The organism is Blastococcus xanthinilyticus (genome assembly GCF_008124835.1).
Lineage (GTDB): Bacteria > Actinomycetota > Actinomycetes > Mycobacteriales > Geodermatophilaceae > Blastococcus > Blastococcus xanthinilyticus.
On the sequence record NZ_VNHW01000002.1, the window covers coordinates 417,268 to 430,164 of the forward strand.

Here is a 12,897-nt window from a genome sequence, read left to right on the forward strand (position 1 = left end):
CTCAGTCCTGCGGCGGCGCCGACGGAGCCGGCACCGCGGCGGCCGCCCGCCGGTGTCGCGCCCGGCGGACCGGCACCAGCACCGCCCCGGCCACCAGCGCGGCGACCGCCAGCCACGGCAGCAGCACACCGAGGACGACGACGCCCCCGCCGAGGGCCGACACCAGGGCGCGCCAGCCGGTGCCCAGCCCGTCGAGGAAGCCGTCCGGTCCGCCGGCCGGTGCCAGGCCGAACGGCTCCAGGTGCACGTGCAGCGTCGTCAGCTCCACCTGGTCGGCCAGCAGCGCGCGTCGGGACCGCAGCGCCTCCAGCTCCTGCTGGCGCTCGGCCAGGGCCTCCTCGGCGGCCAGCAGGGCCTCGGTGGTCGCCGCGCCGTCCATCAGGGCCAGCAGCCGCGCCACCGAGGTCTCCAGCGCCGCGATCCGCGCGTCCAGGTCCACCGCGGTCGACGTCACGTCGGTGCGGGACACCGACACGTCCTCGACGTCGCCGAGGTCCTCCAGGTCCGCCAGGACGCCGGTCAGCTCCGACGCGGGCACCCGCACCTCCAGGTCGGCGACCGAACCCTCGCCCCCTTCCCCGGACGCCGCGTGCACGGTGCGCTGCTCCACCCGCCCGCCGACCGACTCCACCAGTTCGCTGACCTGCTGGGCGGCCTCGGCCGGGTCGTCGACGGCGAGCGCGGTGGTGGCGGTGGTGACCACCTGCCGGTCGGAGTCGGCGTCGGCCGGGGTGGCCGGTGCGGTCCCGGGATCGCCCGGAACGGCGAACTCCGGAACGGTCGCACCGCCGCCGACGACATCGGCCGCGCTGTCGGACTCCCCGCCGGAGGAACCGGTGCAGCCGGCGAGCAGGGCCCCGGCGAGCAGGGCTGCGGCGAGCAGGAGCCTCGCGGGTGTGCGTCGTCCGACCATGCCGTGTGCTCCTTCTGGGAGAGGGCCTTCCTGGGCATGACGGCACGAGGCACCGGATGCGTTCCCGCGGGAACGTGCCGGGACGGGGCCGGACGGCTGTCGACACGTCGGCTCGTCGACTCCTCGACTTGTCGGCGGCTCGCGGGACGGGCCGGGCCGGACTCCCGTGCAGATGGCAGAGGATGGCGCGATGGACATCCTGAGCAGCCGCATCCTGCTCCGGCCATCGGATGCGCGACGGTCCCAGGCGTTCTACCGGGACGTCCTCGGGCTGGCGGTCTACCGCGAGTTCGGTCCCGAGGAGCACCCCGGCGTGGTGTTCTTCCTGGGCAACGGGCTGCTGGAGGTCTCCGGTCGGTCGACAGGGAGCCCGACGGGCCTGGCGCTCTGGCTCCAGGTGCGGGACGTCGCCGCGGAGCACCATCGGCTGGCGGCCGCGCACGTGACGATCGGGCAGCCGCCCCGGCTGGAGCCGTGGGGGCTGGTCGAGATGTGGATCGAGGACCCCGACGGCGTCCGCATCGCGGTGGTCGAGGTCCCCGACGACCACCCCCTGCGCCGCGACCAGCGTTGAGCCGGCGCGGCGGAGGCGGCGGGCACGCGCCGGGGCAGGGTGCTCGCCCCCAGCGTTCCGGGGTCAGCTCGTCGCGACGCGGTCCAGGATCGCGGCGGCCAGCTGCTCCGGCGCCTGCTCCGGGATCCAGTGCGTGATGCCGGGCAGCTCCACGAACCGGTAGTCGCCGGTGACGAACTCCGCGCACGCCTCCGCGGCGGTGCGGCCGATGGCGACGTCGGCGTCGCTCCACACGTAGGTGGTGGGCACGTCGACCTTGTCCACGCGGGTGTCGGAGCTCATCGCCCGGTACCAGTTCAGCGCTGCGGTGAGGGCGCCCGGGGCGGAGAGCACCGCCACGTACTGGTCCACCGCCTCCGGGGAGACGCCGGTCCCGCCGTCGGCGCCCAGCAGCATCCGGCGCAGCCGCCGCGCGTCGTCGGCGAGCAGCACCTCCTCGGCCTTGCCCGGCTGCCAGAACAGCCGGATGTAGGCCGAGCGCTCCTTCTGCTCCGGGTCGATGCGGAAGGCCGCGGTGTAGGCGGCCGGGTGCGGCACGGAGACGGCGGTCAGCGTCCGCACCCGGTCGCTGTGCCAGGCGGCCAGCGTCCAGGCGACGTTGGCGCCCCAGTCGTGCCCGACCACGTCGGCGACCGGGATCTCCAGCGCCGTCATGAGGTCGGCGGTCACCTGCGCCAGGTTCTGCATCGCGTAGGCCTCGACCTCGGCCGGCCGCGCGCCGGGGGAGTAGCCGAGCTGGTCGGGGGCGTACGTGCGCAGCCCGGCCTGGGTCAGCAGCGGCGTCACCGCGGCCCAGGACGCCGACGTCTGGGGGAAACCGTGCAGGAGCAGCACCGGCCGGCCGTCCTCGGGTCCGTCGACGCGCACGTCGAAGGTCAGGTCGCCGACATCGGTGCGCAGCAGCTCTCCAGGCATGCCCCGGACGCTAACGGTCCCGGGGGAGCGCCGCCCCGCCCGGGAACGTCGGGCACCCGCCGCCGCGTTGAACCCTTCATGTCGCTGACCAGACGGCAGTTCCTCGCCGCGGCCGCCGGCGTCGGGGGCGCAGCCCTCACCGGCGGGGTGCTCGCCGACCAGGTGTGGCCGCTGCTGAGCCGCGAGGACCTCGTCCCCGGCCGGACCCCGGAGCTGGTCCTGCCCGCACGCGCCTGGGAGACCACACCCGACCGGCTCACCTTCGCGGCCGTCGGCGACACCGGCACCGGTGGGCGGCAGGCGGTCGCGGTCGCGGCCCGGATGGCCCAGGGGTACGAGCAGAACCCCTACGGGCTGATCACCCACCTCGGCGACATCTGCTACTACGGCAAGATCGATGACCGCTTCGAGGACGTCTTCCTCCGCCCCTACGGTCCGCTGGTCCAGGCGGGGGTCGACGTGGAGCTGGCCATCGGAAACCACGACGGCGAGGTCTACTTCAGCGACGCCCGGCTCGAGGAGATCGAGACCGAGCTGCGGCTGCTCGGCACGCCGGCGCGGTACTACCGGAGCACGCACGGGCCGGTCGACTTCTTCTACCTGGACTCCAGCACGCCCGGCCTGTTCGGGCCGGACGCCTCCGCGCAGCTGGACTGGCTGGACGACGCCCTGGCCACCTCGACGAGCCAGTGGAAGATCGTCTGCCTGCACCACCCGCCCTACTCCTCGGGTCGGCACGGGGCGACGCCGGGCGCCGAGGACCTGCTGATCCCGGTGCTCGAGCGGCACGCCGTCGACCTGGTGCTCGCCGGGCACGACCACAATTACGAGCGCACCATCCCGCTCGACGGGATCACCTACGTCGTGAGCGGCGGCGGTGCCAAGCTCACCCCCGTGCGGCCCAGCCGGATCACCGCGGCCGCGGCGTCCGTGCTGCAGTACCTGCACGTCGAGGTCGACGGCGACCGGCTGACCGGCCGCTGCATCCGGCCCGACGGCGGGCTGGTCGACCGGTTCACCCTGCGGGCGCGCGAGGGCCGATGAGCACGCGGGTACGCGCGCGGCGGACCGTGCGGGAGGGCGCGGCGGCGGCCTACGGGCTGGCCGCGCTCGGCGTCGTCGTCGCCCCGGCACTGATCCTCGACTCGACGGCGACCGGCGGCGGCGTGGCCCCGTCGTGGCAGGCCTGGGACCTGGTCGCGGTCAGCGCGGTGCTGGGGCTGGGCTACGGGGTCGTCTGCTACCGGCGGCTGCGCCGGCAGTCGACGATGACGCGGTCGCGGCCGAACGTGTGGATCGCCGCCGTGCACGCCCTGGTGGCGCTGGCCCTGCTCTCCTCGGTGCTGCTCGCCGTCGTCCTGCACCAGCTGGGGAACATGCAGGCGCCGCTGGCCGGTCAGGAGTGGTCGCTGCTCGCGCTGTGGGGCGGCGTGCAGCTGCTGGCGATCGCGGCCGCGGAGGCCGTCGAGCGCGGGGTGTTCCGCTGGCTGACCAGCCCGGAGCGGCGGGCGGCGGCCGGACACGGCGGACGGCCCGTCCCGGCCCGGCACTACCGTCGGGGACCGTGACCAGCGCCGAACGCGACTTCGTCCTCGACCACCTCGACGACCTGCACGCCGACCTGGACGCCTGGCTGCGCATCCCGTCGATCTCCGCCGATCCGGCGCACTCCCGCGACGTCGCCGCCAGCGCCACCTGGCTGGCCGACGCGCTGCGCCGCGTCGGCTTCCCGACCGTCGAGATCTGGCCGACCGACGGCGCGCCCGCCGTCTTCGCCGAGTGGCCCTCGGCCGACGCCGGCGCGCCGGTCGCCCTCGTCTACGGCCACCACGACGTGCAGCCGGTCGACCCGCTGGAGCTGTGGGAGCACCCGCCGTTCGAGCCGACCCGGGTCGAGGGCCCCGACGGCCCCGAGCTGCACGCCCGCGGCGCGATCGACGACAAGGGGAACGTCGCGTTCCACCTGATCGGCATCCGCGCGCACCTCGCCGCCACCGGCCGGGACACCCCGGCCGTCACGGTGAAGCTGCTCATCGAGGGCGAGGAGGAGTCGGGGTCGCCGCACTTCCGCCGGCTGCTGGAGGAGCGGCGGGACCGGCTGGTGTGCGACGTCGTCGTGGTCAGCGACACCGGCATGGCCGCCCCCGACGTGCCCAGCGCCGTGACGGCGATGCGTGGCCTGGCCGACGCCGAGATCACCCTGCGCGGCCCGGCGGTCGACCTGCACTCCGGCTCGTTCGGCGGCGCGGTGCCCAACCCGCTGCACGCGCTGGCCGAGCTCGTCGCGGCGCTGCACGACGACCAGGGCCGGGTCACCATCCCCGGCTTCTACGACCGGGTGCGGCCGCTGACCGACCGCGAGCGCGAGCTGATGAGCCGCGTGCCGTTCGACGAGCAGGCGTGGCTGGCCGGCCCGGCCGCGTCGCGCGCCACCTACGGCGAGGCGGGCTTCAGCACGCTGGAGCGCACCGGCGCCCGGCCGACCGCCGAGGTCAACGGCATGTGGGGCGGCTACACCGGCCCCGGGCACAAGACGATCATCCCGGCCGACGCGCACGCCAAGCTCACCTTCCGGCTGGTCTCCGACCAGCGGCCGGAGGACGTCGGCCCGCTGCTGGAGGCGTGGGTGCGGGCGAACCTCCCCGCCGGCATCGAGGCCGAGGTGCACACCCCGCCCGGCGGGGTCGCCCCATGCGCCAGCGACCTGGACTCCCCGGCGATGGACGCGCTGCTGTCGGCCATCGGCCAGGCGTTCGACACCGCGCCGGAGGACGTCCTCTTCACCCGCGAGGGCGGCAGCGGCCCGGAGGCAGACCTCGTCGAGGTGCTGGGGGCGCCGCTGCTGTTCCTCGGCGCCGGGCTGCCCACCGACCGCATCCACTCGCCGAACGAGCGGGTGCTCCTGTCGATGCTGCACCGCGGCGCCGAGGCGGCGGCGCACCTGTGGCGGGAGCTGGCGGCCGCGCGGCTGCGGTAGGGCTAGGGCCGGGTGCCGACGACGACGGTCGCGCCCAGCTCGTCGGCGACCACGAGCCGCGCGGTAAGGCCGGCCGCGGCCACGACGTCGAGCGCCGCGGCCGCCTGCTCCCCGCCGCACTCGAAGAGCAGCGCACCGCCGGGTGCCAGCCACGCCGGCGCGCCGGCGGCCACCCGTCGCGCGACGTCCAGGCCGTCGCTCCCGCCGTCGAGGGCCGACCGCGGCTCGTGGTCGCGCGCCTCCGGCGGCAGGAGCGCGATCGCCGCCGTCGGCACGTACGGCACGTTGGCGGCGAGCACCCGCACCCGGCCGGCCAGCCCGGCGGGCAGGGCGGCGAAGAGGTCCCCCTCGTGCACCGGGACCCCCGGGAGGTTGCCGCGCGCGCAGCGGACCGCGGCCGGGTCCACGTCGGCGGCGTGCAGGTCGATCCCCGGCACGGCCGCGGCCACCGCCGCTCCCACGGCTCCGCTGCCGCAGCACAGGTCGACCACGACCGCCCCGGGGACGGCGAGCGCCGCCGCCTCGCGGACCACCAGCCCGGTCCGCCGGCGGGGCACGAAGACCCCGGGCGCGACGGCGATCCGGAGCCCGCAGAACTCCACCCACCCCAGGACCTGCTCCAGCGGCTCCCCGGCCACCCGCCGGTCGACCAGCCGGGTGAGCTCGGCCGGGCCGCCCGCGGCGGCGACCAGCAGCCGGGCCTCGTCCTCGGCGAACACGCACCCGGCGGCGCGCAGCCGGCCCACGACGGCGGACCCGTCGGCGGCGGGAAGGTCCAGGTGGTGCCTCCGGGTGGGGTGTGTGCGGCGGTCCGGCCGCCGGTCTCGGCTCTAGTCTGCTGCCGTGACCGGGGGAGCGAAGGACGCGGGGCCGGGCTGGTACCCGGATCCGAGTGGCGCCCCCGGCATGGTCCGGTGGTGGGACGGGTCCGGCTGGTCCGACGTGCTCCTGCCCGCCGGCCCGGGCGTCGCCGTCAGGAGCACGCCGTCCCGGCCTCCGGCGCCGGCTCCCGTGGACGCCGGTGCCTCCGCGGCGCCCGGCCGGCGGTCGAGGGCCGGGGTGTGGATCGCGGCCGGGTCGGTCCTGGTGCTGGTCCTCGCCGTCCTCGGCTCGGTGCTCCTGCTCCGGCCCGACACCGCCGCGCCCGGGGCCGCGCTCGCCGCACAGCCCCCGGCTCCGTCCCCGCCGCAGGCCGCCGCACCGGCGTTCCCGCCCGGCACCGTGCGCATCGTCGACGCCGAGGCCGGCATCTCCTACCCCTACCTCGGCGAGGGCTGGCGGGAGTTCGACCTGGGCGTCCAGCTGGAGACGACCACGACCGCCGGCCAGTACTTCACCACCCAGGAGGACACCCCCGACGGCGGGATCTTCATCTCGCAGTGCACCTCCGGCCCGGTGGCCGAGGGGTACGGCTGGGCCGGCCCGGCCACGCTGGCCACCACCACCCGGGTGCTCGCCGACAGCGTCCGGGCCAACTACTACCCCCGCCCGAACGAGCGGGAGGTGCTGCGCGACGAGGCCCGCACCGTCGACGGGCACGCCGCGCACCTCGTCGAGTTCGCGCTCACCTGGGACGTCGCCGGCTACGAGGCCTCGGGGGAGCGGGCGGCGTTGCTGCTCATCGACGTCGGCCGGCCGGCGCCGGCGCTGCTGTACGTCTCGATCCCGAACACGCACGCGGAGCTGTACGGCGTCATCGACCGGGTGCTCGGCTCGGTCGACGTGCTGTGACGGCTCAGCGCTCGAGGAGCAACCGCATCGCCGGGTAGCGGGTCTCGGTGAAACCCAGCGCCCGGTAGATGCCGAAGCCGGGGGGAGTGGCCGACAGCCGCACCGTGCCCACGGTCGTCTCCTCCCGCACCCAGGCGAGCACCTCGGCGACGCACGCACGCGCGTACCCGCGCCCCTGGGAGCCGGGCAGCGAGCTGACGTTGAACAGCTCGGCGCGGGCGCCCCCCGGGTTCCACGGGTTCGGGGTGTGCTGCTCGACCTCGGCCGCCGCGCCGCTGACCACCCGGCCGCTCGCGGGATCGTCGACGACGCAGGCCGCGAACCGGTCGGGCCGGGCCAGGCGCTCGCCGAACCAGTCGAGGGCGGCGGCCCGCCAGGGCGCGTCCGGTGGCCCGGGATCGGTTCCCATCGCGGCGAACATCGCCGCCCGCAGCTCCACCAGCGCCGCCGCGTCCGCGGGGCCCGCCCGCCGCACCCGTCCGTCGTCCACGCACCCATGCTGCTCATCCGCCCGAGCTAGCCGCACGGCGGCCCGCCCGCCGCCGCGGTTACTGTCGAGCGCGTGACTGCAGCCGCTCCCGAACTGACCCTGCGGCACCCGATCGAACGGTTCACGCTGGACAACGGCCTGCGGGTCGTCCTCGCCCCCGACCGCAGCGTGCCGGTGGTGGCGGTGAGCGTCTACTACGACGTCGGGATGCGCAACGAGCCCGAAGGCCGCACCGGCTTCGCCCACCTCTTCGAGCACCTGATGTTCCAGGGGTCGGCGAACGTCGCGAAGATGGAGCACGCGCGGCTCGTGCAGGCCGCCGGCGGCACGTTCAACGGCTCGACCCACCAGGACTACACGAACTACTTCGAGGCGCTCCCGAGCGAGGCGCTCGAGCGGGCCCTCTTCCTCGAGGCCGACCGCATGGCCGCCCCGGCCATCACCGAGGAGAACCTCCGCAACCAGATCGACGTGGTGAAGGAGGAGATCCGGGTCAACGTGCTCAACCGGCCCTACGGCGCCTTCCCGTGGCTGCAGCTGCCCCAGGTCGCTTTCGAGACCTTCGCCAACACCCACGACGGCTACGGCTCCTTCGTCGACCTGGAGTCCTCCACGGTCGACGACGCCACGGACTTCTTCTCCCGGTACTACGCGCCGGGCAACGCCGTCCTGTGCATCGGGGGCGACCTCGACGTCGCCGAGACCGAGAAGCTCGTCCGCCGCTGGTTCGGGCCGGTGCCGGCCCGGCACGTCCCGCCGCTGCCGCACACCGGGGAGCCCTCGCCCACCACCGTGCGCACCGCCGTGGTCGAGGACGCGCTGGCCCCGGCCCCGGCGCTGGCCATCGGCTGGCGGGTGCCCGACCCGGTCGGCGACTTCGACTCCTACCTCGGCACGGTGCTCCTGGCCGAGCTGCTCAGCGAGGGCGACGCCTCCCGGCTGGAGCGCCGGCTGATCCACGACGACCGGATCGCCATCGCCCAGAGCAGCTACGTGGGGCTCTTCGGTGACCCCTTCGACGTCCGGGACGCGACGCTGCTCACCACCCAGGTGCACCACCCGGCCGCCGTGCCCGCCGACCGGGTCATGGCCGCGGTGCACGAGGAGATCGGCCGGATCGCCCAGGACGGCGTCGACCCGGCCGAGCTGAGCCGGGTGCAGGCCCGCATCGAGGCGCAGCTGCTCCAGCAGGCCGACTCGGTGCTCGGCCGCACCCTCGCCTTCGCCGCCGCCGAGCTCGTCCACGGCCGCGCCGAGCTGGCCGGCGAGTTGGCCGCCCGGCTCGCCGCGGTGTCGCCGGAGGCGGTGCGGACGGCGGCCCGCGGGCTGGATCCGGGCACCGCCGCGGTGCTCGAGCTGCGACCGGCAGGAGGCGCCCGATGACCGCGGTCCAGGAGCCGACCCTGATCCCGCCGTTGGGCGAGCCACGCCCGCACCCGACACCGGTGGCCGCGGAGACCACGCTGCCCAACGGGCTGCGCGTCGTCGTGGTGCCCCGGCCGGGTGTGCCGCTGGTGGAGCTGCGGCTGCGGGTGCCCTTCGCGGCGTCCAACGCGCGCAACGCCGGCGTGCACGCCGCCCGCGGCGCCGTCCTGTCCGGCGCGGTGCTGCTGGGCACCCAGCGGCACGACCAGACCGACATCGCCCAGCTGCTGCAGGGCCACGGCGCCGAGCTGTCGGTCAGCACCGACGCCGACCGGCTGGTCTTCGGCACGACGCTGCTGCCCGGCGGCCTCGGGCCGGTCCTGGAGCTGCTCGCCGAACTGCTCACCGGCGCCAGCTACCCGGCCGGTCAGGTCGACGGCGAGCGCGACCGGCTGGCCGAGCGGATCGCCATCGCGCGCAGCCAGCCGGGCATGATCGCCCGCTCGGCGCTGGCCGCCCGCCGCTTCGGGGCGCACCCGTACGCCATCGGGCTCCCCGACGCCGACCTGGTGTCCGCGGTCCGCGCCCCGGCCCTGCGCCGGCTGCACCGGGAACGGGTGGTGCCGGCGGGCAGCATCCTGGTCCTGGTCGGCGACCTCGACCCGCGCGCGGCCGCCGACACCGTGGCCGCCGCGCTCGAGGGCTGGACGGCGACCGGCAAGGCCGTGGAGACCCCGCCGGTCGGCGAGCAGCGGGTGCCGGGCATCGAGCTGGTCGACCGGCCCGGGGCGGTGCAGTCCAACCTCCGGCTGGGCGGGCTGGCTCCCAGCCGCACCGATCCCGAACTGCCCGCGCTGCGCCTCGCCGCCATGATCTTCGGCGGTTACTTCTCCTCGCGGCTGGTCGAGAACATCCGCGAGCGCCGCGGGTACAGCTACAGCCCGCGCAGCGCGGTCGAGCACCAGCGCGCCGCCTCGTCCTTCCTGGTGGAGGCCGACGTCGCCACCGAGGTGACCGGCCCGGCGCTGCTGGAGACGCTCTACGAGCTGGGGCGCATGAGCCTGACCCCGGTCACGGAGGCCGAGCTGGACGCCGCCCGCCGGTACATCCTGGGCAGCATGGCGCTGTCGACCTCCACCCACGCCGGGCTGGCCAGCACCCTGTCCGCGCTGCTCGGCGTGGGTCTGCCGGCCGACTGGCTGACCACCCATCAGCGCGACCTCACCGAGGTGACCGTCGAGCAGGTGCAGGCCGCGGCGGCCCGCTACCTGGCGCCCGAGGCCCTCACCGCGGTCGTCGTCGGCGACGCCGGCCGGGTCGCCGCCGAGCTGGGCACGCTGGCCCCGGTCACCGTCTCCGGGGGCGGCGACCCGGCATGACCGGCGCGCCGGGCGGGAACGGGTGGCCGCTGCTCTCGCGGACCGCGCACGACCGGGCGCACCTGGCCCGGCTGCTGCCCGACCCCGCCGGTGGCCGCCCGGTGCGGGTGCTGACCGTCGACCCCCAGCGCACCGTGCCGGTGCAGGAGGGCCCGTCGGGTCCGGTCCTGGTGTGGGACGAGCGCCCGGAGCTGCCCGCGGGAGCGGTGTACCTCGGGGAGGACGGGGGCGTGCCGTACGCCGCCGTCCGCGGGGAGCGGGCGCTCACGGTGAACGGCCGCCCGGTGGACCGCTGGGCCGGGCTGCGGGATCTCGGCGCCGACCTCGGCGACCTGGACGCCGGCCTGCTGGTCGAGGCCGTCGGCATCCTGGAGTGGCACGAGCGGCACCGGTTCAGCCCCCTCACCGGGGTGCCGACCACCGTGGAGCGGGCCGGCTGGACGCAGCGCGACCCGACGACGGGGGTCGAGTTCTTCCCGCGCGTCGACCCCGCGGTGATCATGCTCGTCCACGACGGCGCCGACCGTGTGGTGCTCGGCCGGCAGGCGGTCTGGCCACCCGGGCGGTTCTCCATCCTGGCCGGCTTCGTCGAGCCGGGGGAGTCCGCCGAGGCGGCGGTGGCGCGCGAGGTCGAGGAGGAGGTCGGGCTGCGGGTCACCGACGTCCGGTACGTCGCCAGCCAGCCCTGGCCGTTCCCGCAGTCGCTGATGCTCGGCTTCGTGGCGCGCGTCGACGGCGCCGAGGAGATCCGCGTCGACCCGACCGAGATCGAGGAGGCGCGCTGGTTCACCCGCGACGAGCTGCGCGCACCCGACGAGCGGCTCGCCATCCCGCCGTCGATCTCGATCGCGCGGCACATCCTCGACCGGTGGGTGGCCGGCGAGCTCTAGGACGGCGAGTTCTGGGACGACGAGTTCTGGGACGAGCTCTGGGACGGGGCCCAGCGGCCGCCGAGGACGAGAGCCGGGCGGTCGGGGTGATCGGCCAGCACCACCGCGTCGGCGAGCGCCACCGGGTCGACCTCGGTGTCGTAGCGGTCGAACGCCGGCAGCGCCCACGCGTCCCCGGCCGCGGTCCGGCGCCGCCGGGCGGCCGGTGACACCCGCAGGTGCACCACGGCGTCCAGGGCCAGCCCCAGCCCCTGCAGCATCGTCCCGGCGAGCAGCAGCACGGCGCCGGCTGGCGCGGGCTGCCGGGGCAGGCGGGCGGCCCGGTCGCGGGTGAGGTCCCACAGCACCGGCAGGTACACCCCGGAGCCACCCGGGCCGAGGGGCCCCAGCACCTCACGGGTCAGCGCGCCGGCGTCCAGCCAGTCGGTGTAGCGGGCGTCGGGGTCGGTGCGGCCGTGCTCCAGCCGCAGCGAGGCCGGCCGGTAGAAGCCCGTGGCCGGCACCACCACGGCGCCGCGCCCCAGCGCCGGGAGCCGCTCGGCGATGGCGGCGGCGAGGGCCTCGGGGCCGGCCAGCTCGGGGCCGTCGACGGCCACCCGCAGCGCGGCCGCCCCCGGCTCGGCGGGCGTGCCGGACAGCAGTGCGGCGAGACGGTCGGCGAGGGCGTCGGGGGAGAGCGGCTCCGGCCGGCTCAGGAGCGGCCGTCCGCCGTCGCGACCACGGCGCCGCGCACCGGGCGGGGAGCGGGCGCCGCCGGAGCGGCGGCCGGCACGGGCACGGGCACGGCCGGCTCCGGCGCGTCGACGGCCAGGCCGTCGAGCACCTCGCGGGCGAGGTCGACGACGGGCCGGCCCTGCGTGCGGGCCTCCCGGCGCAGCGCCTCGAACGCCGCCCGCGGGCTGGACCCGTGCCGCTCGGCGAGGACGCCGATCGCGCGCTCGGTGCTGACCCGGGCGGCGAGCGCGTGCTCCAGCTGGGCGACGGTGCGCTCCAGCCCGGCGATCCGCGCGTCCGTGCCGTTCGTCTCCTCCGGGTCACCGACCGGGCCGCGCGCCGCGCGCCGGGCGGAGCGGTCGGGCTCGGGCAGCCCACCCCACTCGTCGGCGACCAGGTCGGCCAGCGTCATCCCCTCGACGAGGCTCTCGACGTGGTCGCCCGGCAGCCCGCCACCCGGCAGCGGGACGACGACCCACCCCCGGGCTCCGCGGGTGATCGCGACGCGGGGTGCGTCGGAGCGCGGGCACCCGGTGCCCTCCGGGCGACCGGCGGGCTCGTCGAGCCGGTCGGAGGGCCGGGGGCCGGGGACCACGGGTCTCACGCCTCCGGGAGCTGTGCGAGCTGGGCCTTGACCGCCTCGATGCCCGGGTTGGTCAGCGCGCTCCCGTCCGTGAAGATCAGGGTGGGCACGGTGCGGTTGCCCCCGTTGGCCGACATGACCAGCTCCGCCGCCTGCGGGTCGGTCTCGATGTCGACCTCGGCGAACTGGATCCCCTCGCGCTGCATCAGCTTCTTCAGCCGCACGCAGTAGCCGCACCACGTGGTGGTGTACATCGTGACGGGGGCGCCGGGGGTCGTGGTCATCGCGGGGGAGTCTCCCTGTTCGTGCCGAGCGGGTCCAGCCCCGGGACGGGGGTGGTGTGCGTGCATGCCAACGTGCGCCCCC

General features: G+C 76.3%; 15 protein-coding genes. 8 read left to right on the forward strand and 7 right to left on the reverse strand.

Going from position 1 to position 12,897, the window contains the following annotated elements:
- Nucleotide 1: 1 nt before the first annotated feature.
- A complete protein-coding gene (locus BD833_RS04865; protein WP_166531974.1) occupies nt 2-913 on the reverse strand; it encodes a DUF4349 domain-containing protein in 912 nt (303 codons plus the stop codon).
- Between the two features lie 190 nt (nt 914-1,103).
- Between BD833_RS04865 and BD833_RS04870 the strand changes: the two genes are divergently transcribed.
- On the forward strand, nt 1,104-1,487 hold the full coding sequence (locus tag BD833_RS04870) for a VOC family protein (RefSeq protein ID WP_166531975.1): 384 nt from the start codon (nt 1,104-1,106) through the stop codon (nt 1,485-1,487).
- A gap of 63 nt (nt 1,488-1,550) precedes the next feature.
- Here the strand turns inward: BD833_RS04870 and BD833_RS04875 are convergent, their stop codons facing one another.
- Nucleotides 1,551-2,402 (reverse strand): alpha/beta fold hydrolase, encoded by an 852-nt coding sequence (locus BD833_RS04875; protein ID WP_166531976.1) that lies wholly within the window; start codon nt 2,400-2,402, stop codon nt 1,551-1,553.
- Nucleotides 2,403-2,480: 78 nt separating this feature from the next.
- Here BD833_RS04875 and BD833_RS04880 point away from each other — a divergent pair, with 78 nt between their 5' ends.
- Genes BD833_RS04880 through BD833_RS04890 form a run of 3 tightly spaced genes read left to right on the forward strand, consistent with a single transcriptional unit; the run spans nt 2,481 to nt 5,379 of the window.
- The gene (locus BD833_RS04880) at nt 2,481-3,446 is read left to right on the forward strand and encodes a metallophosphoesterase family protein (protein WP_166531977.1); all 966 of its coding nucleotides are present in this window, start codon (nt 2,481-2,483) and stop codon (nt 3,444-3,446) included.
- Nucleotides 3,443-3,970 (forward strand): hypothetical protein, encoded by a 528-nt coding sequence (locus BD833_RS04885; RefSeq protein WP_166531978.1) that lies wholly within the window; start codon nt 3,443-3,445, stop codon nt 3,968-3,970. Before BD833_RS04880 ends, BD833_RS04885 begins: the two co-directional genes overlap by 4 nt.
- Nucleotides 3,967-5,379 (forward strand): dipeptidase, encoded by a 1,413-nt coding sequence (locus tag BD833_RS04890; protein WP_208092332.1) that lies wholly within the window; start codon nt 3,967-3,969, stop codon nt 5,377-5,379. Before BD833_RS04885 ends, BD833_RS04890 begins: the two co-directional genes overlap by 4 nt.
- Nucleotides 5,380-5,381: 2 nt before the next feature.
- Here BD833_RS04890 and BD833_RS04895 read toward each other — a convergent pair whose 3' ends face one another.
- Nucleotides 5,382-6,125: a putative protein N(5)-glutamine methyltransferase gene (locus BD833_RS04895; protein ID WP_208092333.1), complete on the reverse strand. Its 744-nt coding sequence runs from the start codon at nt 6,123-6,125 to the stop codon at nt 5,382-5,384.
- Between the two features lie 97 nt (nt 6,126-6,222).
- Between BD833_RS04895 and BD833_RS04900 the strand changes: the two genes are divergently transcribed.
- Complete coding sequence (locus BD833_RS04900) at nt 6,223-7,110, forward strand: DUF2510 domain-containing protein (RefSeq protein WP_166531979.1); 888 nt, start codon at nt 6,223-6,225, stop codon at nt 7,108-7,110.
- Nucleotides 7,111-7,114: 4 nt separating this feature from the next.
- Here the strand turns inward: BD833_RS04900 and BD833_RS04905 are convergent, their stop codons facing one another.
- On the reverse strand, nt 7,115-7,600 hold the full coding sequence (locus BD833_RS04905) for a GNAT family N-acetyltransferase (RefSeq protein WP_166531980.1): 486 nt from the start codon (nt 7,598-7,600) through the stop codon (nt 7,115-7,117).
- 72 nt (nt 7,601-7,672) lie between these two features.
- Here BD833_RS04905 and BD833_RS04910 point away from each other — a divergent pair, with 72 nt between their 5' ends.
- From BD833_RS04910 to nudC, 3 genes are read left to right on the forward strand one after another with little or no spacing between them, the layout of a single operon-like run.
- Nucleotides 7,673-8,983, forward strand: a complete 1,311-nt coding sequence (locus tag BD833_RS04910; RefSeq protein ID WP_166531981.1) for a M16 family metallopeptidase — start codon at nt 7,673-7,675, stop codon at nt 8,981-8,983.
- Nucleotides 8,980-10,344 (forward strand): M16 family metallopeptidase, encoded by a 1,365-nt coding sequence (locus tag BD833_RS04915; protein ID WP_166531982.1) that lies wholly within the window; start codon nt 8,980-8,982, stop codon nt 10,342-10,344. The genes BD833_RS04910 and BD833_RS04915 overlap by 4 nt, the downstream gene beginning before the upstream one ends.
- Nucleotides 10,341-11,234, forward strand: coding sequence for an NAD(+) diphosphatase (gene nudC, locus BD833_RS04920; protein WP_166531983.1), 894 nt, complete (start codon nt 10,341-10,343; stop codon nt 11,232-11,234). Before BD833_RS04915 ends, nudC begins: the two co-directional genes overlap by 4 nt.
- On the opposite strand, the gene BD833_RS04925 is transcribed toward nudC, so the two are convergent.
- From BD833_RS04925 to BD833_RS04935, 3 genes are all read right to left on the reverse strand, one after another.
- Nucleotides 11,231-11,830 (reverse strand): nucleoside/nucleotide kinase family protein, encoded by a 600-nt coding sequence (locus BD833_RS04925; RefSeq protein WP_208092334.1) that lies wholly within the window; start codon nt 11,828-11,830, stop codon nt 11,231-11,233. The genes nudC and BD833_RS04925 overlap by 4 nt on opposite strands.
- A gap of 95 nt (nt 11,831-11,925) precedes the next feature.
- Nucleotides 11,926-12,552 carry an ANTAR domain-containing protein gene (locus tag BD833_RS04930; protein ID WP_166531984.1) on the reverse strand — a complete coding sequence of 209 codons (627 nt, stop codon included), beginning with the start codon at nt 12,550-12,552 and terminating at the stop codon, nt 11,926-11,928.
- Nucleotides 12,549-12,815 (reverse strand): mycoredoxin, encoded by a 267-nt coding sequence (locus tag BD833_RS04935; RefSeq protein WP_166531985.1) that lies wholly within the window; start codon nt 12,813-12,815, stop codon nt 12,549-12,551. The genes BD833_RS04930 and BD833_RS04935 overlap by 4 nt, the downstream gene beginning before the upstream one ends.
- Between the last annotated feature and the right edge of the window lie 82 nt (nt 12,816-12,897).